This window comes from Micromonospora sp. URMC 107, assembly GCF_051386315.1.
In the GTDB taxonomy this organism is placed as follows: domain Bacteria; phylum Actinomycetota; class Actinomycetes; order Mycobacteriales; family Micromonosporaceae; genus Micromonospora.
In genome coordinates this window covers 1-16,117 of sequence record NZ_JBPQTK010000130.1, presented here as the reverse complement: position 1 = coordinate 16,117, position 16,117 = coordinate 1, and the positions used below count along the sequence as shown (strand labels likewise).

Genomic DNA, 16,117 nt, shown 5'->3' with positions numbered 1-16,117 from the left:
CGCCGGCACCCGCCCCCGCCGGACCGCCGGCCCTCGCGCCCACCGGCCGGGGCGACGTCGGGCCCGGGCCGGCGGGCGACGGCGGGTACCGGCTGCTGGTCACCGACCGGGTGGTGCCGCTCGACGACCGGACCGCCGTGCTGCGGCCCCCGTCGCTGGTCGCCGGCGTCGGCGCCAGCCGGGGCGTGCCCGCCGCCGAGGTGCGCGGCCTGCTCGACCGGGTGCTCGCCGAGGCCGGCCTCAGCCCGGCCAGCCTGCGGCACCTGGCCAGCGCCGACATCAAGGCCGACGAGGCGGGCATCCGGGCGACCGCCGACGCGCTCGGCGTACCGCTGGTGACGCATCCGGCGTCGGCGCTGGCGGCGGTCGACGTGCCGCACCCCAGCGAGGTGGTCCGCGCCGCCGTCGGCACCCCCAGCGTCGCCGAGGCGGCGGCGCTGCTCGGCGGCGACGCCGACCTGCTGGTGCCGAAGACCGCGACGGCGATGGCCACCGTCGCCGTCGCCCGGCACGCCCCGCGCGGCCGGCTGGCGATCGTCGGCCTCGGGCCCGGCGCGCCGGACCTGCGCACCGCCCGCGCGGTGACCGAGCTGCGCCGCGCCGCCGTGGTCGTCGGCCTGGACCAGTACGTCGACCAGGTCCGCGACCTGCTGCGCCCCGGCACCCGGGTGCTCGCCAGCGGGCTCGGCGCCGAGGAGGAGCGGGCCCGCGCCGCCGTGGCCGAGGCGACCGCCGGGCACGCCGTGGCGCTGGTCGGCTCCGGCGACGCCGGCGTGTACGCGATGGCCAGCCCCGCCCTGGAGTACGCCGACGAGCGGATCGACGTGGTCGGCGTGCCCGGGGTGACCGCCGCGCTGGCCGCCGGGGCCCTGCTCGGCGCGCCGCTCGGCCACGACCACGCCTACCTGAGCCTGTCCGACCTGCACACCCCGTGGGAGGTCATCGCCCGCCGGGTGGCCGCCGCGGCCGAGGGCGACTTCGTGGCGCTGCTCTACAACCCGCGCAGCCGGGCCCGCGACTGGCAGCTCGGCGCGGCGCTGGCGGCCTTCGCCGCGCACCGGCCGCCGGACACCCCGGTCGGGGTGGTGCGCAACGCCAGCCGGGCCGGCGAGCAAGTGCACCTGGCCACCCTGGCCACCCTCGACCCGGCGCTGGTCGACATGTACAGCGTCGTGGTGGTGGGCAGCAGCCAGACCCGGATCGTGGCCGGCCGGATGGTCACCCCGAGGGGGTACCGGTGGCGGCCGTGACCATCGGCGCCTGCCAGGGCTGCGGCGCCTGCCTGCTCACCTGCCCGACGCACGCGATCCGGCCGGTGCCCGGCGGCCTCGCCGTCCGCGCCGACCGCTGCACGGGCTGCCTGGAATGCCTGGAGATCTGCCCGGTGGACGCGATCCGCGCCACGGACACCGACGAACGTGGAGGGAACCGATGAGTTCGACCGCGCTCAGCGCCGCACCACCGGCCGGCCCGTGGAGCCGCGCCGAACGGCTGCGCCTCGGCGGCATCGTGCTCGCCGTCGCCGTGCTGCACGTCGCCGGCTGGAGCCTCTACCTGTACTGGAACGACCAGCCCGCCGCGGCCGGCGGCCTCGCCGGGGCCGGCACGCTGGCGTACCTGCTCGGGGTGCGGCACGCCTTCGACGCCGACCACATCGCGGCGATCGACGACACCACCCGGCTGATGCTGCTGCGCGGGCGGCGCCCGGTCGGCGTCGGCTTCTTCTTCGCGCTCGGGCACAGCGCGGTGGTGCTGCTGCTGGCCCTGGTCGTCGGCCTCGCCTCGGCCAACCTCGCCGGCCCCGGGCTGGCCGGGGCGCGCGAGGTGGGCGCCACCGTGGCGGTCGTCACCGCCACCGTGTTCCTCGCCCTGGTCGCGGCGCTCAACGCGGCGGTGCTGGCCGGCCTGGCCCGGCTCTGGCGCCGGCTGCGCCACGGCGAGCTCGACGAGCGGGAACTGGACCTGCACCTGCTCAACCGGGGGCTGGTGCAGCGCGTCCTCGGCTCCCGGGCCCGGGCGCTGGTGCGTTCCTCCTGGCACATGGCCCCGGTCGGGTTCCTCTTCGGCCTCGGCCTGGAGACCGCCAGCGAGGTGACCCTGCTCGCCCTGTCGGCGAGCACGGCCGCCGCCGGCGGGCTGCCGGTGCTCGCCCTGCTGACCCTGCCGCTGCTCTTCGCGGCCGGCATGTCCGCCATGGACACCGCCGACAGCCTGCTGATGAGCCGCGCCTACTCGTGGGCGTACCGGCAGCCGGCCCGCCGGCTCTACTACAACCTGGCCACCACGGCCGTGACGGTGCTGGTCGGCGCCCTCGTCGCCAGCGTCTACGCGGCCGGTCTGCTGGTCGACCACCTCGGGGTGTCGGCGCTGGCCGGGTACGCGGGGATCGCCGGGCACTTCGAGCAGCTCGGGTACGCCGTCGTGGTCCTGTTCGTGCTCGCCTGGGCCGGGGCGGTGGCGCTGTGGAAGCTGGGCCGCTACGACCAGCGCTACGGCGCCGCCGCGACGGAGGTGCGGTCGTGAGCCGGGTCGTGCACCCCATCGAGCGGGAGTCCTACCGCATCCTGCGCTCCCGCGTCGACCTCACCCACCTGCCGCCGCTGACCCGGGCCGTCACCGAGCGGGTGGTGCACGCCAGCGCCGACCTCGACTACGTCACCGACCTGGTCTGCGACGAGGCGGCCCTGGCCGGCGGGCTGGCCGCCCTGCGCGCCGGCGCGCCGGTGGTGACCGACGTGGCGATGGTCGCCGCGGGCATCACCGGCCGGGAGACGGTCTGCCCGGTCGCCGAGCCCGCCGCCGCCGAGCTGGCCCGCGCGGTGGGGATCACCCGGTCGGCGGCGGCGGTGCGGATCGCCCTGGACCGGGTCGGCCCCGGCGCGGTGTGGGTGGTCGGCTGCGCGCCGACCGCACTGGAGGAACTGATCACCCTGGACGCCCGGCCGGCGCTGGTCGTCGGGCTGCCGGTGGGCTTCGTCGGCGCCGCCGAGTCGAAGGCGGCGCTGCGGGCCAGCGGCCTGCCCGGAGTGTCCAACCGGGGCGAGAAGGGCGGCTCGGCGGTCGCCGCCGCCGCCCTCAACGCCCTGCTGTACGTGGAGGAGAAGCAGTGAGCGCTCTGGTCATCGTCGGGCACGGCACGCGCAGCGCGGCCGGGGTCGACCAGTTCGTCGCGTTCGTCGAGCGGGTCCGTCGCCGCGCCGCCGGCACCCTCGGCGACGTCGAGGGCGGCTTCATCGAGCTGTCCCGGCCGCCGCTCACCGACGCGGTCGGCGCGCTCGTGGCGCGGGGGCACCGCGCGCTGGTCGCGCTGCCGCTGGTGCTGACCGCCGCCGGGCACGGCAAGGGCGACATCCCCGCCGCGCTGGCCCGCGAGCGGGAGCGCCACCCCGGCCTCAGCTACGTCTACGGCCGGCCGCTGGGCCCGCACCCGCTGCTGCACACCGCCCTGGAGCAGCGCATCGACGCCGCCCTCGCCGGCGACGACCGGGCCGGCACCTGGGTGGCGCTGATCGGGCGCGGCTCCACCGACCCGGACGCCAACGCCGAGGTCGCCAAGGTGGCGCGGCTGCTCTGGGAGGGGCGTGGCTACGCCGGCGTCGAGCCGGGCTTCGTCTCGCTCGCCGAGCCCTCGGTGCCGGCGGTGCTGGACCGGCTGCGCCGGCTCGGCGCCCGGCGGATCGTCGTCGCGCCGTACTTCCTCTTCGCCGGGGTGCTGCCGGACCGGATCGTCGCGCAGTCGGCCGCGTTCGCCGCCGCCCACCCCGACCTGGACGTGCGGGTGGCCGACCTGATCGGCGACTGCGACGCCCTCGCCGACCTGGTCCTCGAACGGCACGCCGAGGCGCGCCGCGGGGACATCCGGATGAACTGCGACACGTGCGCGTACCGGGTGCTGATGCCGGGCTTCGCCGACAAGGTGGGCCGGCCGCAGACCCCGCACGACCACCCCGACGACCCGGTCGACGGCCACGGCCACCACCACCACGACCACCACGGCCACGGCCACGGGCATGACCACGGCCAGCACGGGCACGGGTCGGGTCACCACCACGGGCCCGGCCCGCGACCGGGGCAGGTCGCCGTGGTCGGTGGCGGGCCCGGGCCCGACGACCTGATCACCGTACGGGGCAGGGCGCTGCTGGACGCGGCGGACGTGGTGGTGGTCGACCGGCTCGCCCCGCGGGGACTGCTCGCCGGGCTGCGCCCGGGGGTGGAGGTGGTCGACGCGGCGAAGGTGCCCCGGGGACCCGCGATGGGGCAGGACGCGATCAACGCCGCCCTCGTCGCGCACGCCCGCGCCGGGCGGCGGGTGGTCCGGCTCAAGGGCGGCGACCCGTACGTCTTCGGGCGCGGCCACGAGGAGGTGCAGGCCTGCCTGGCCGCCGGGGTGGACGTGACCGTGGTCCCCGGAGTGACCAGCGCGGTCGCGGCGGCGGCCCTGGCGGGGGTGCCGGTGACCCACCGGGGCGTCGCGCACGACGTCACCGTCGTCTCCGGGCACCTGCCGCCCGGGCATCCCGACTCGCTGGTCGACTGGGCGGCGCTGGGCCGGGCCCGGGGCACCCTGGTGCTGCTGATGGCCGTGGACACCGTCGACAAGATCGCCGCGGTGCTGGTCGAGCACGGCCGGGCCCCGGACACCCCGGTCCTCGCGGTGCAGGACGCCGGGCACCCCGACCAGCGCGCCGTGCACGCTCGGCTGGACGAGATCGGCGCGGTGGCCGCCCGCGAGCGGATCGCCCCGCCGGCCGTCTTCGTCCTCGGCCCGGTGGTCGACCTGCGCCTCTCCGCCGGGCCGCCGGACCCGGACCGCTGACCGGCCGGGCCCGGGTCGTGCGGCCGGCGGCTCAGCCGGTGACGACCCGGGCCAGGGCGAAGCCGGCGGTGGCGGCGGCGAGGCCGGCGACCACGCTGGACAGCACGTTGACCAGCGCGAGGAACCGCCGGCCCCGGCGGGCCAGCCGCAGCGTCTCGTAGCCGAAGGTGGAGTACGTGGTCAGCGCGCCGCAGAAGCCGGTGCCGAGCAGCGCGCCGGCGGTCGGGCCGACGGGCAGCCCGACCAGGAGGCCGAGCAGCAGCGACCCGGCCACGTTGACGGTCAGCGTGCCCCACGGGAAGGCGCTGCCGAGCCGGGCCTGCACCGCCCGGTCGGTGAGGTAGCGCAGGGGCGCGCCGACGGCCGCGCCGAGCGCGATCAGCAGGACGGTCACCGGCCGGCCCCGTGTCCCGGCCGCCCGTGGCGGGCGGCGCCGAGCAGCCGGCCGGTGACGGCGTCGCCGAGCCAGACCGCGACCAGCGCGCCGAGCAGGGTCGCGGCCAGGTAGCCCAGGGCGACCTCCGGCGCGCCGGCGTCGAGCGCCAGCCGGGCGTCCACCGCGTACGTGGCGAAGGTGGTGTAGCCGCCGAGCACCCCCACGCCGAGGAACGGGCGCAGCAGCGGTCGGCGGCCGCCGGAGCGGTCCAGCACCGCCATCAGGACGCCGATCAGCAGGCACCCGGTCAGGTTGACGGCGAAGGTGGCCCACGGGAAGCCCGCCGGGCCGTGCGGGACGGCGTGCTGGAGGCCGGCCCTCGCCAGGGCGCCGAGCGCGCCCCCGGCCGCGACGCAGCCGAGCACCGCGCCGGGGCGGGCGGCCAGCTCGCCCCGGTCGGCGGGTACGCGTAGGTCGACGTCGGGGTCGACGCGCGGATCCGGTCCGGTCACCTCGCCCTCCCCGCCGGTGCCACGGGCAGGGCCCCCGGTGTGCGCCCGCCAGCCTAGCGCCCGGCGCGGCGGTCGTCGGGCGTCAGCGCACCCCGGCGACGGCGGCGTCGGGGCCGCCCCGCCACACCGTGCCCACCTCGGCGAAACCGGCGGCGGCCAGCACGGAGAGGTGCCAGGAGACCGGCGGGTTCCACTCCGGGCTGTGCCCGGTGGGGTAGATGGCACGCCGCTGCGCGACGAGCGGTCGCAGCGTCGGGTCGGCCTCCGCCCGCTCCCACCACTCCGACCAGGACAACGCGGCGCCGGCGGCGTACCGGGCCGCCCGCCGGTCCCGGGCCCGGTCGAGCAGGCGCTTGCTGAGCTGCGGCAGCGCGTCGTCGGGCATGTGGTCGGCGTTGACCAGGATCCCGCCCGGCCGCAGCAGGTCGCGCAGCTCGGCGTAGAGCCGTTCGAGCCGCTCGGCCGGCAGCCAGTGCAGCGCGGTGGCGGTGAGGACGGCGTCGTAGTCGCGGTGGGGGAGCGCGGCGTGCCAGTCGGGCCGGCCCAGGTCGGCGGTGACGACGGTGACCCGGTCCCCGAGCGAGGCGCGGGCGAGGGCGAGCAGCGCCGGGTCGAGGTCCACCAGGGTCACCTCGGCGTCGGGGAAGCGGCGCAGCGTCCGGTCGGAGATGGTGCCGGTGCCGCCGGCCAGGTCGAGCAGCCGCAGCCGGTCGTCGTCGCGGACCGCGTCGACCGCGTCGAGCATCGCCGTGAACCGGTGCTCCCGGTCCGGCAGGTACGCCTCCTGCTGGCGGTCCCAGCTCTCCTGCCAGGCCGCGACATCGTTTATGTAAGGACTCATACGGGCCAGGCTAGTTACGGCAGCGAAGCGCGTCCAGAGGTTGTTGCCAGTTATTTGCAACAACCAGATGTCGGCAGGAAGGTGGATGGATGGCGCAGCCGCCACGCCGACGCGCCGTCTTGCCGGGGATGTGCCGGGGCGCAGGGCGCCTACCTGGGGTTCCTCGCAGTTCCGGGAGTCCGACGAGCGGATCGAGGCGAGGCTGGACGCGCTGCTGCGCGAGCGGAACCTGGATCCGGAGAACCCGTGATCCCGGCGCGACGCCGCTGACCGGCCCGCCGACGCCCACCCGGCGGTCGAGGAACGGCACGACGCTGCCCGCCAGCCGGCACGGCCGCCGCTGGTGGCGGGCGCGCGGGCGGGCGTACGGTACCAAGATCGACGGTCGAGGGGACCGTCCCGGACGGGGTGGAGCGGTCGATGGCGGGACGCGGTGGATCGTCGGCCGGCGGCGGGGCGGCGGAGGTGGCCGGGCGCAACGCCGCGTACGACATGTTCGCCGCCGACGTCGCCTCCCGGGGGCTCGGCATCGAGCTGGTGGACGCCGCCGACGGCGCGGCGGTGGCCCGGATGCGGGTGACCGGCGCGATGGTCAACGGCCACGCCATCGCCCACGGCGGGTTCGTGTTCCTGCTCGCCGACACCGCGTTCGCGCTGGCCTGCAACAGCCACGGCCCGGCCACCGTCGCCGCCGGCGGCGAGATCACCTTCGTCCGTCCCGCCCGCGAGGGGGACCTGCTGACGGCGCACGCCACCGAGCGCACCCGGTACGGCCGCAGCGGCATCTACGACGTCACCGTCACCCGGGACGACGGCGCGGTGGTGGCGGAGTTCCGGGGCCGCAGCCGCACCCTGCCCCCGACCGCCGGCTGAGCCCCGCCGCCGGTTGGGCCCCGCCGCCGGTCGGGGTCGCCCGGCCGGTGCCCCCACGACGGGCTCCGCCGCGGCTAGCATCGACGCGGTGCGAGTACTCGTGGTCTCCGCGCCGTTGATCGGGCACGTCGCCCCGCTGCTGCCGCTGGCCGCCGCGCTGCGCGACGCCGGGCACGAGGTGCTCGTCGCCACCGCCGCCGACGGCCTGCGGGCGGCGCGGCCCGGGGTCCCGGCGCGCGACGTCGCGCCGGCGTTCGACTTCGGACGGATCGCCCGCGGCGTGCTGCTGCGCCACCCGCTGATCGCCCGGGCCGAGCTGGCCGGCACCGGCGGCACCCGGGGCGCCGGGCTGCTCTTCGGCGCGGTCAACGACCAGCTCGCCGACGGGGTGGTCGCCGTCGCCGGGGAGTGGAAGCCCGACCTGGTGATCCACGAGCCGTTCGCGGTGGCCGGGGCCCTCGCCGCCGCGACGCTCGGCGTGCCCGCCGTACGCCAGGAGAACGCCCTCTTCGACGGCCGCGAGCTGGCCCGGGCCACCCTGGCGCGGCTGGGTCCGGCCCTGCGCCGGCACGGCCTGACCGAGCTGCCGCCGCCGGCCGCCGCCATCGCCGTCGCCCCGCCCAGCCTGCTGCGCCAGGACGGCTGGCCGATGCGCTACGCCTCCGTTGCCGGCGGCGAGCTGCCGGAGTGGCTGCGCGAGCCGGGGGAGCGGCCACGGGTGCTGGTCAGCCGCAGCACCGTCGCCGGCCCGGGCAGCGCCGGGCCGATGCCGGCCGTCGTCGCCGCCGCCGACCGGGTCGACGCCGAGTTCGTGCTGGTCCGCCCGGACGCGCGGCTGGCCCGCCGGGCGCTGCCCGGCAACGTGCGTACGGTCGACTGGGTCCCGATCCCCGCGGCGCTGCCGGCGAGCGCGGCGCTGGTGCACCACGGCGGCGCGGGCAGCGTCCTCAGCGCGCTGATCGCCGGGGTGCCGCAGCTGGCCACCGTCGGGGCGGGCGACCGGCGGCACAACGCCGAGCTGGTGGCCGCGCGCGGGGCCGGCATCGCGGTCCGGACCCGCGACATCACCGCCGACACCCTGACCCGGCTCGTCACCGACACCGCGCTGCGCGACGCGGCGCGGCAGGTCGGCGCCGAGATCGCCGCCATGCCGGCGCCGGGCGAGCTGGTGCGGCGGCTGGAATCGCTGCGCTGACGCCGGCGCCGGCGGCCCGACGGGGGTGGCGGGCGGTCGCCTTCCTCGACGGGCGGTGGCCTGGCCCGCCGCCACGCCGTGCGGGCCGCGTGCCCGCCGTCAGCCGAGGCGGGCCAGGTCCTCGGGGGTGAGCCGGATCGCCCCGGCCGCCACGTTCTGCGCCAGGTGCTCCGGGTCGCCCGTGCCGGGGATGGCCAGCACGTGCCGCCCCTGGTGCAGCGTCCAGGCCAGGCGGATCTGGTGCGTGGTCGCGCCGTGCGCGTGCGCCACCGCCCGTACGGCCCCGTCGTGGTCGCCGCCCGCGCCCGCCTCCCGCCCGGTGCCCGCGATCGCGAAGAACGGCACGAAGGCGATCCCCCGCTCGCCGCAGACCCGCAGCAGCTCGTCGGCCCACCGGTTCACGTCGAGGGCGTACGCGTTCTGCACGCACACCACCGGCGCGATGTCCCGCACCTCGTCCAGGTGGTCCACCCGCACGTTGGACAGGCCGAGATGCCGGATCAGCCCGGCGTCGCGCAGCTCGGCCAGGGCGGCGAACCGCTCCGCCACCGAGTCCTGCCCGGGCCGCCGGACGATCCGCAGGTTGACCACGTCAAGGTGGTCCCGGCCCAGCCGGCGCAGGTTCTCCTCCACCTCCCGGCGCAGCTCCGCCGGGGTCAGTTCCCGGTGCCGGGTCGCCTCGTCGAAGGACGGCCCGACCTTCGTGGTGACGACCAGGTCGTCCGGGTACGGCGCGAGGGCCTCGCGGATCAGGTCGACGGCGTACCGGGGCGAGCCGCTGCCCACGCCGAGCGGCCCGCCCGGCGAGACGTAGAAGGCGGCGGTGTCGATGTGGTTGACCCCGAGTTCGACGGCCCGGCGCAGGACGCGGACAGCGCGCGCCCGGTCCGGGTCGACGGTCAGCCGCATGGAGCCGAACCCCATCCGGTGCACGGTGCGGTCCCCGAGCGTCCAGGTGCCGGCGGCCGAGGCGGTGATCTCTTCGTCAGGCATCGGGCGAACCTAGCCAGTCGGCGCCGACCCGCGCACTCGGTCGGCCGCCCGATACCGCCCGGATCCGGTGCCTGTTAGCTTGGATCGTGGGGGAGATCCGTCCCTACGCCCGCTCACCGTGGCGACCGACGCGCCGCCCCGCTCACCGCGGCGGCCGGCCCGCTGCCCCGCTCACCGCGGCGGCCTGCCCCGCTCACCGCGGCGGCCGGCCCGCTGCCCCGCTCACCGCGGCGGCCGGCCCGCTGCCCCGCTCACCGCGGCGACCGGCCCGCTGCCCCGCTCACCGCCGCGACCGGCCCGCTGCCCCGCTCACCGCCGCGACCGGCCCGCTGCCCCGCTCACCGCCGCGACCGGCGCGCCGCCCCGCTCACGCGGCGACCGGCGTGCCGCGCGGCAGGGCCCATCTCGGCCTTCGCGCGCGCCCCTGCCGCCGCGCCGACGCGCCCGCTCCGCCGGCGGGCGGGACGCCCCCACCGCCGACCGCCCCGCCCGACAGGACCGACACGGCCGACGCCGACGCGGCGGCCGGTCCGAGGCCGGCGGCGGCCGTGCCCGCGCCGTTGGCGGTCGCTCCGCCGAGGTCCGTCGCCCCGCCGAGGCCGGCGGCCCGGCCGGGACCGGCCGCGTGGCCGAGGTCGGCCGTGGAGTCGTGGCCGGCCGTGGAGTCGTGGCCGGCCGTGGAGTCGTGGTCGGCCGTCAGGGCGGCGACCACCGGCGGCACGTGGGCGGTGGGAGCGCGGTCGACCACGCGCGCCGGCGGCGCGTCCGCCTCCGCCGGCCGCCCGGCCCGGCGGGCGAACGCGGCCCGCGTCGCCCTCGGCAGCCGCGCGCACGCGACCTCGCGGACCACCGCGTCGGCGACGGCGTACCGGCCGTCGGCGCGGGCGACCAGCAGACCCGTCGCGGCCAGCGCGCGCAGCACCGGGGCGGCCCGCCCGGAGGCCCAGTCGAGCAGGCGCTCCGCCGTCGCGGCGGTGACCCCCGTGCCGACGCTCGCGGCGGCCATCAGCACGGCCCGCCGCGTCCCGTCGAGGCGGTCCAGGCGGGCGTCGACCTCCCGGCGCACCGCCTCCGGCACGGAAGCCGCCGCGCCCAGCGACGCCACGTACGCGGCGGCCCGCCCGGGACTGCCACCGACCAGCGGCAGCAGCCGGGCGACCGCCGCCGGCCGGTCGGCCCGGCCGAGCAGGTGGCGCAGCAGCCGGCCGGTCTCCACCGGACGCAGCGGCGGCACCGCCAGCCGGTGCCGCCGGTCCCGTGCAGCGGGCAGCACGTCCGCCCACTCCGGAGGGTGCAGCGCCACCACCACCAGCGGCAGCGACCGCGCGGTGGCCGCCGCGAAGAGCCGGTGCAGGAAGTGGTTCAGCGCGGCGGTGGCCCGGTCGAGGTCGTCCACCGCCACCATCACCGGCTGCCGGGCGGCGAGCCCCAGCAGCGCCTCCCGCGCCACCTCGGCGCCCCGCGCCGCGTCGCCGGAGCCGTGCGGCGCGGCCAGCAGCGCCTCCAGCGCGGACACCGCCTCGGCCAGGCCGCCGGGCGGCAGCAGGTCCGTGAGGGCGGCGGTGAGTCGTCGCCGTACCGTCGCGGGCGGTTCACCGGCGCGGACGCCAGCGAGCCCGCGCACCAGGTCCGCGACGGGGGCCAGGGGCTCCGGGTAGGGCGGGCAGTGCGCGACGCACCAGCGCACCGGCGCCCCGTCCACGGTCCGCACCGCGCGGGTCAGCTCGTGCAGCAGCCGGCTGCGCCCGCTGCCGGCGGGACCGACCAGCGACAGCCAACGGGGGCTGCGGTCCCGGACGGCCCGGACGATCAGGTCCCGGGCGGCGGCCAGTTCCCGTCGCCTCCCGACCAGCGGCCCCTCGTGCCGGGGCGGGGCCGGTCGGGTCGTGCCGGTGGCGTGCCACACGTCGACGGGCGGCACCTTGCCGGCCAGGGCCACCGGCGGTACGCGGCGCTGGTCGACCAGCCCCACGGTGGCGCGGTGGGTGGCCGCGCAGAGCGCCACCCCGCCCGGCGGGGCGTACTCCTGCAACCGCGCGGCGGTGGTGATCACCGCGCCGCTGGCCACGCCGTGCCCGCCGTCGCGCGCCGCGGCCAGGTCCACCAGCGCCTCGCCGGTGGCCACCCCGGCCCGGACCCGCAGGCGCGGCGCGCCGGGCGGCGGTCGCCGGTCGAGGGCCCCCTGGATCTCCAGCGCGGCCCGCACCGCCCGGTACGCGTCGAACCCGTCGGACCGGCGCGCCCCGAACAGGGCCATCACCGCGTCGCCGACGTACTTCTCGACCACCCCGTGCCAGCGGCGCAGCACCCCGCCGACGGTGTCGAAGTACGCCCGTTGCAGGGCCCGTACGTCCTCCGGGTCGAGCCGTTCGACGAGCGCGGTCGACCCGACGATGTCGACGAACAGCACGGTGACGAGGCGTCTCTCCTCCGGCACCGGCCAGCCTGCCGATGTGAACCGCTGCTGACCAGCGACGATGGTGGGCATGGGCATGGGCATCGCACCCGCCTTTCCCCGCGGTGTCTGACGACCCCTCGGACACTGTCACCGATCCGCCGACGGGGGATCTGCCGAACGACGTATGTCGTCCCTGCGCAACCTTCGGTCGCAATGTCGACGCGGGGAGTACCACAGGCGCGAAAGACCCGTAGAACGGTGCGGGGGCCTGTGACTAGGCTGCGTGCCATGGCCAGCGACGTGGACACCACACCACTCGTCGGCCGGGCCGACCTGGTGACGACGGTGCGGTCCGCGCTGCTCGACGACGTCACGCAGGGGCACACCGCCGCCGTCTTCCTCACCGGCGAGAGCGGCGTCGGCAAGACCCGGCTGCTGCGCGAGGTGGGCGGCCGGCTGCGCGACGCCGGGGCCCTGGTGCTCACCGGATCCTGTCTGGACATCGGCGACGCGTCGCCCCTGCATCCGCTGCTCCAGGCGCTGCGCCGCCTCGACGCCGAGCTGACCGGCTCCCAGGCCCGGACCTCCTCGGCGGTCCGTGGCCTGCTGCGGATGTTCGCCGAGGAGACCGCCGGCCCGGACGGCGCCGGGGCACTGCTGGAACGGGTCTCCCGAGGGCTGCACCTGATCGCCGAGGGCCGGCCGCTGGTGCTCGTCCTCGACGACCTCCAGTGGGTCGACCGCAGCACCCGGCAGCTGCTGCTCTACCTGCTGGCCGGGCTGGGCGACCTCCAGCTCTCCGTGCTCGCGGCGGTGCGGGCCGAGTCGTTGCAGGGCGCGCACCCGCTGCGCCGGGTGCTCACCGAGCTGCGTCGACTGCGGACGGTACGGGTGCTCGACCTGGCCCCGCTGGACCGGGCCGGCACCGACCGGCTCGCCGCCGCCGTGGTCGGCCGGCCGCTCGCCGGTGAGGCGGCGGAGCTGGTGTGGCGGCGCAGCGGCGGCAACCCGTTCGTGGTGGAGGAGCTGGCCCGCGACCTGCGCGACGGTCGGGACGGGCTCTCCGACACGCTGCGCGAGATCTTCCTGGCCCGGGTGGACGCGCTGCCCCGGCACGCGCACGCCGTGGTGCACGCGGTGGCGGCCGGCGTCGAACCGGTGGAGCACTGGCTGCTGGCCCGGGTGGTGCGGCTGCCCGAGGAGGAGGTGATCGAGGCGGTCCGCGCGGCCGTCGCCCACCGGCTGCTGGTGAGCGCGGACGACGGCTACCGGCTGCGACACCGGCTGGTCGCCGAGGTGCTGGAGCACGAGCTGCTGCCGGCCGAGCGCGCCGCCCTGCACCGCCGCTACGCCGAGGCGCTCACCGCGGCCCCGGCCGAGCTGCACCAGGCACGCCTGGCGCACCACTGGCGGCTGGCCGGCGAGCCGGCGCGGGCGTTGCCGGCGGCGACGGCCGCGGCCCGGGAGGCCGAGCGGCTGCACGGCTGGGCCGAGGCGCACCGGCACTGGTCGGTCGCGTTGCAGCTGGCCGCCGCGCCGGGCGTCGCACCGCCGGACGTGGACCGGGTGACCCTGCTCCGGCACGCCGCCGAGGCCGCCCACCACTGTGGGGAGCACGCCCGGGCGCTGGCGCTGCTGGAGGAGCTGACCGCCGCCGACGGCGACCCGTCGGCCTGCGCGCTGCACATCCGCCGGGCCCGCTACCTGGCCGCCGCCGGCCGGTCGGCGCCGGCGGAGGCGGAGTACCAGCGGGCCCTGGAGGCCGCCGACTGTACGCCCCGGGAGCGGGCCACCGCCGCGGCGCACCTGGCGGAGCTGCTGCTGCACCTCGGCCGCTACGCCGACGCCGGCCGGCGGGCCCGGGAGGCGCTGGAGCTGTCCGCCGAGGTGACGGGCTCCACGTCGGAGGTGGTGCTGGCCAGCGCCGCGCTCGGCTTCTCCGAGGCGTACCTGGAGGACCCGGACGCCGGGCTGGCGGTGATGCGCCGCGCGCTGGAGACCGCTGAGCGCTCCGGTCGCCCGGAGGACGTGGCCTGCGCGTACCTGCACCTGGCCGAGCTGCTGACCGGCCCGCTGAACGTCCTGGAGGAGGGCGTCGTCGTCGCCCGCCGGGGCGCCGAGCGGGTGGCCGAACTCGGCCTGGGCCGCACGTACGAGACGCGGCTGCTGGCCATCGCCACCAACGGGCTGTTCCGGGTCGGCCAGTGGGCCGAGGCGGAGAAGGTCGTCGCGGCGGCGTTGCGGCACCGCCCCTCCGGCGCGGACGCGGTGGAGCTGCTGCTGGCGCGCTGCCGGCTGTCGGTGGGCTACGGCGACATCGAGGCTGCGGATCGCGACCTGGACGCGGTGGCCACGGTGCTCGCCGGCGGCGGGGCGCGGCACGTCATCCCGCTGCTCACCCTGCGGGCGGGGCTGGCCATGTGGCAGGGCCGGCACGACCTGGCCCGGCAGGCGGTGCAGCGCGGCCTGACCGAGAGCCGCTCCGACGACGTGGGCATCCTCGCCGCGCTGGTGTGGCACGGCCTGCGCGCCGAGGCCGAGGCGCACGCCAGCCGCGCCGTGGCCGTCGACCCGACGGCGGTGCGGCGGCTGCGGGAGGTGGCCGACCGGGTCGCGCGCAAGAGCGAGCACGCCGCCCGCCCGGTGCGCGACGTGGTGGACGGCTTCCTGGCGCTGTGCGCCGCCGAGGTGAGTCGCCTGGAGAGCAGCGACCCCGAGCTGTGGGCCCGCTCCGTGGCGCAGTGGGACCGCCGTCACCACCCCTACCCGGCGGCCTACTCCCGGCTGCGGCAGGCGGAGGCGCTGCTGGCCCGGCGCAGCCGCAGCGCCACGGCGGCCAAGCTGCTGCGGCAGGCGTACGAGGTGGCGCAGGGGCTCGGCGCGGTGCCGTTGACCTCGGAGATCCGCACCCTCGCCGGCCGGGCGCGGGTGTCGCTGGAGGATCGCCCGGCCACCGGCGGTCCGGCCACCGGACGGGACGGCGACGAACTGGCGGCGCTGACGGCCCGGGAACGGGAGGTGCTCGCCGCGGTCGCCGAGGGGCTGACCAACCGGGAGATCGGCCAGCGGCTCTTCATCAGCGAGCGCACCATCGGCGTGCACGTCTCGCACATCTTCGACAAGCTCCAGGTCCGCACCCGGGTGCAGGCCAGCGCGATCTTCCTACGCAACCGGCCCGGCTGACGCACGGCAGGGATACGTCGTTCTACTGATCCGGCCGGCGGTCGCCGGCTGGAAGGCTGTGCTGCGTCGCCGACGGCACGGGGTGCCGGGAACCACTGTGGAGGAGAGATGACGGAACCGGTGTGGGGGCCCGTGCATCGGGACATCGTCGACCTGCTCGCCGACCATCCCGCCGACGTGCCGGCGGTGGTCGACCACCTCACCAAGCTCCAGGACCTGCTGGTCCGGCTGCCTCCGCTGGAGGCGAGCTGCCCGCTGGCCGACTTCAACCGGCTCTACCTGACGATCACCGAGAGCGTGCTGAACGGCCTCTACGACGACCGGTTCGCCGACCCGGTGTTCCTGTCCCGGCTGGACGTGGAGTTCGCCGCCCGCTACTTCGACGCGATGCGGCTGTGGACCGACGCCAGCCCGGGCACGCCGAAGGCGTGGACCTGCCTGTTCGAGCGGATGCGCGGCCCGGACGCCCGCCCGCTGCCGTCGGCGGCCGCCGGGGTGAACGCCCACATCAACTTCGACCTGCCGTTCGCGCTGGTGACCACGTTCGACAGCCTGGAGTCGGAGCCGGTGGACGGCACCGACCAGCACCGCGACTACCTGGAGATCAACAACATCTTCGCGGACAAGATCCCCGGTCTGCGGCGCGGCTACCTGGAGCGGTGGCAGCTGCTCATCGACATGGTCAACGGCGACATCGACGACTGGTACCAGGGGGAACTGGTCGAGTACACCCGCGACGTCGCCTGGCGCAACGCGCAGAAGATCTGGCGGTGCCGGCACGACCCGGCCGCCCACGAGTGCGAGCGCGCGCGGCTGGACGACACCGCCGCGGCGCTCGGTCGGTTGCTGCTCTCGCCCCTCGGGGCGTTCCTGCAGTAGCCGTGACGGGGGGTCCCCGCGCTCCGCATCCGGCACCCGGCGGAGCGCGGG

14 protein-coding genes and 1 pseudogene are annotated in these 16,117 nt (G+C 77.7%); 10 read left to right on the top strand and 5 right to left on the bottom strand.

The features are described 5' to 3' along the window. From cobJ to cobA, 5 genes and pseudogenes are all read left to right on the top strand, one after another. Positions 1-1,250: precorrin-3B C(17)-methyltransferase (gene cobJ / locus ACSNN9_RS23530; protein WP_436675417.1), on the top strand; the 1,250-nt coding region annotated here is incomplete at its 5' end. Then, positions 1,238-1,461, top strand: a pseudogene (locus ACSNN9_RS23525) (DUF362 domain-containing protein); the annotation flags it as partial. The gene cobJ and the pseudogene ACSNN9_RS23525, both read left to right, overlap by 13 nt. Before the next feature lie 30 nt (positions 1,462-1,491). Beyond that, entirely contained in the window at positions 1,492-2,523 is a 1,032-nt protein-coding gene (locus ACSNN9_RS23520; protein ID WP_436675418.1) for a HoxN/HupN/NixA family nickel/cobalt transporter, read from the top strand. After that, entirely contained in the window at positions 2,520-3,110 is a 591-nt protein-coding gene (locus tag ACSNN9_RS23515; protein ID WP_436675416.1) for a precorrin-8X methylmutase, read from the top strand. Before ACSNN9_RS23520 ends, ACSNN9_RS23515 begins: the two co-directional genes overlap by 4 nt. After that, a complete protein-coding gene (gene cobA, locus ACSNN9_RS23510; RefSeq protein WP_436675415.1) occupies positions 3,107-4,816 on the top strand; it encodes a uroporphyrinogen-III C-methyltransferase in 1,710 nt (569 codons plus the stop codon). Before ACSNN9_RS23515 ends, cobA begins: the two co-directional genes overlap by 4 nt. Before the next feature lie 31 nt (positions 4,817-4,847). Here the strand turns inward: cobA and crcB are convergent, their stop codons facing one another. From crcB to ACSNN9_RS23495, 3 genes are all read right to left on the bottom strand, one after another. Continuing rightward, on the bottom strand, positions 4,848-5,210 hold the full coding sequence (gene crcB / locus ACSNN9_RS23505; RefSeq protein WP_436675414.1) for a fluoride efflux transporter CrcB: 363 nt from the start codon (positions 5,208-5,210) through the stop codon (positions 4,848-4,850). Next, on the bottom strand, positions 5,207-5,704 hold the full coding sequence (locus tag ACSNN9_RS23500) for a fluoride efflux transporter FluC (RefSeq protein WP_436675413.1): 498 nt from the start codon (positions 5,702-5,704) through the stop codon (positions 5,207-5,209). Before ACSNN9_RS23500 ends, crcB begins: the two co-directional genes overlap by 4 nt. A gap of 82 nt (positions 5,705-5,786) precedes the next feature. Beyond that, the gene (locus ACSNN9_RS23495; protein WP_436675412.1) at positions 5,787-6,545 is read right to left on the bottom strand and encodes a class I SAM-dependent methyltransferase; all 759 of its coding nucleotides are present in this window, start codon (positions 6,543-6,545) and stop codon (positions 5,787-5,789) included. Positions 6,546-6,630: 85 nt separating this feature from the next. On the opposite strand from ACSNN9_RS23495, the gene ACSNN9_RS23490 reads away from it, so the two are divergent. The 3 genes from ACSNN9_RS23490 to ACSNN9_RS23480 all read left to right on the top strand — a co-directional run bounded on the left by ACSNN9_RS23490 (position 6,631) and on the right by ACSNN9_RS23480 (position 8,613). Further along, positions 6,631-6,795 carry a hypothetical protein gene (locus ACSNN9_RS23490; RefSeq protein WP_436675411.1) on the top strand — a complete coding sequence of 55 codons (165 nt, stop codon included), beginning with the start codon at positions 6,631-6,633 and terminating at the stop codon, positions 6,793-6,795. A 170-nt stretch (positions 6,796-6,965) separates the two neighbouring features. Next, positions 6,966-7,418 (top strand): hydroxyphenylacetyl-CoA thioesterase PaaI, encoded by a 453-nt coding sequence (paaI, locus tag ACSNN9_RS23485; RefSeq protein ID WP_358093150.1) that lies wholly within the window; start codon positions 6,966-6,968, stop codon positions 7,416-7,418. Between the two features lie 88 nt (positions 7,419-7,506). Beyond that, complete coding sequence (locus ACSNN9_RS23480; protein WP_436675410.1) at positions 7,507-8,613, top strand: nucleotide disphospho-sugar-binding domain-containing protein; 1,107 nt, start codon at positions 7,507-7,509, stop codon at positions 8,611-8,613. Between the two features lie 99 nt (positions 8,614-8,712). Here the strand turns inward: ACSNN9_RS23480 and ACSNN9_RS23475 are convergent, their stop codons facing one another. Beyond that, positions 8,713-9,606, bottom strand: a complete 894-nt coding sequence (locus ACSNN9_RS23475) for an aldo/keto reductase (protein WP_436675409.1) — start codon at positions 9,604-9,606, stop codon at positions 8,713-8,715. A 367-nt stretch (positions 9,607-9,973) separates the two neighbouring features. Beyond that, complete coding sequence (locus tag ACSNN9_RS23470; protein ID WP_436675408.1) at positions 9,974-12,106, bottom strand: AAA family ATPase; 2,133 nt, start codon at positions 12,104-12,106, stop codon at positions 9,974-9,976. Positions 12,107-12,292: 186 nt separating this feature from the next. On the opposite strand from ACSNN9_RS23470, the gene ACSNN9_RS23465 reads away from it, so the two are divergent. Further along, positions 12,293-15,187, top strand: a complete 2,895-nt coding sequence (locus tag ACSNN9_RS23465; protein WP_436675407.1) for a helix-turn-helix transcriptional regulator — start codon at positions 12,293-12,295, stop codon at positions 15,185-15,187. A 108-nt stretch (positions 15,188-15,295) separates the two neighbouring features. Then, positions 15,296-16,066 (top strand): DUF5995 family protein, encoded by a 771-nt coding sequence (locus ACSNN9_RS23460; RefSeq protein WP_436675406.1) that lies wholly within the window; start codon positions 15,296-15,298, stop codon positions 16,064-16,066. Positions 16,067-16,117: the final 51 nt, after the last annotated feature.

Excerpts from the sequence above, each read along its gene's own strand:
- ACSNN9_RS23495 (WP_436675412.1), bottom strand. The coding sequence starts at position 6,545 with ATGAGTCCTTACATAAACGATGTCGCGGCCTGGCAGGAGAGCTGGGAC.
- ACSNN9_RS23465 (WP_436675407.1), top strand. The coding sequence starts at position 12,293 with ATGGCCAGCGACGTGGACACCACACCACTCGTCGGCCGGGCCGACCTG.
- ACSNN9_RS23470 (WP_436675408.1), bottom strand. The coding sequence starts at position 12,106 with ATGCCCATGCCCATGCCCACCATCGTCGCTGGTCAGCAGCGGTTCACA.
- ACSNN9_RS23460 (WP_436675406.1), top strand. The coding sequence starts at position 15,296 with ATGACGGAACCGGTGTGGGGGCCCGTGCATCGGGACATCGTCGACCTG.
- ACSNN9_RS23490 (WP_436675411.1), top strand. The coding sequence starts at position 6,631 with ATGGATGGCGCAGCCGCCACGCCGACGCGCCGTCTTGCCGGGGATGTG.
- paaI (WP_358093150.1), top strand. The coding sequence starts at position 6,966 with ATGGCGGGACGCGGTGGATCGTCGGCCGGCGGCGGGGCGGCGGAGGTG.
- ACSNN9_RS23475 (WP_436675409.1), bottom strand. The coding sequence starts at position 9,606 with ATGCCTGACGAAGAGATCACCGCCTCGGCCGCCGGCACCTGGACGCTC.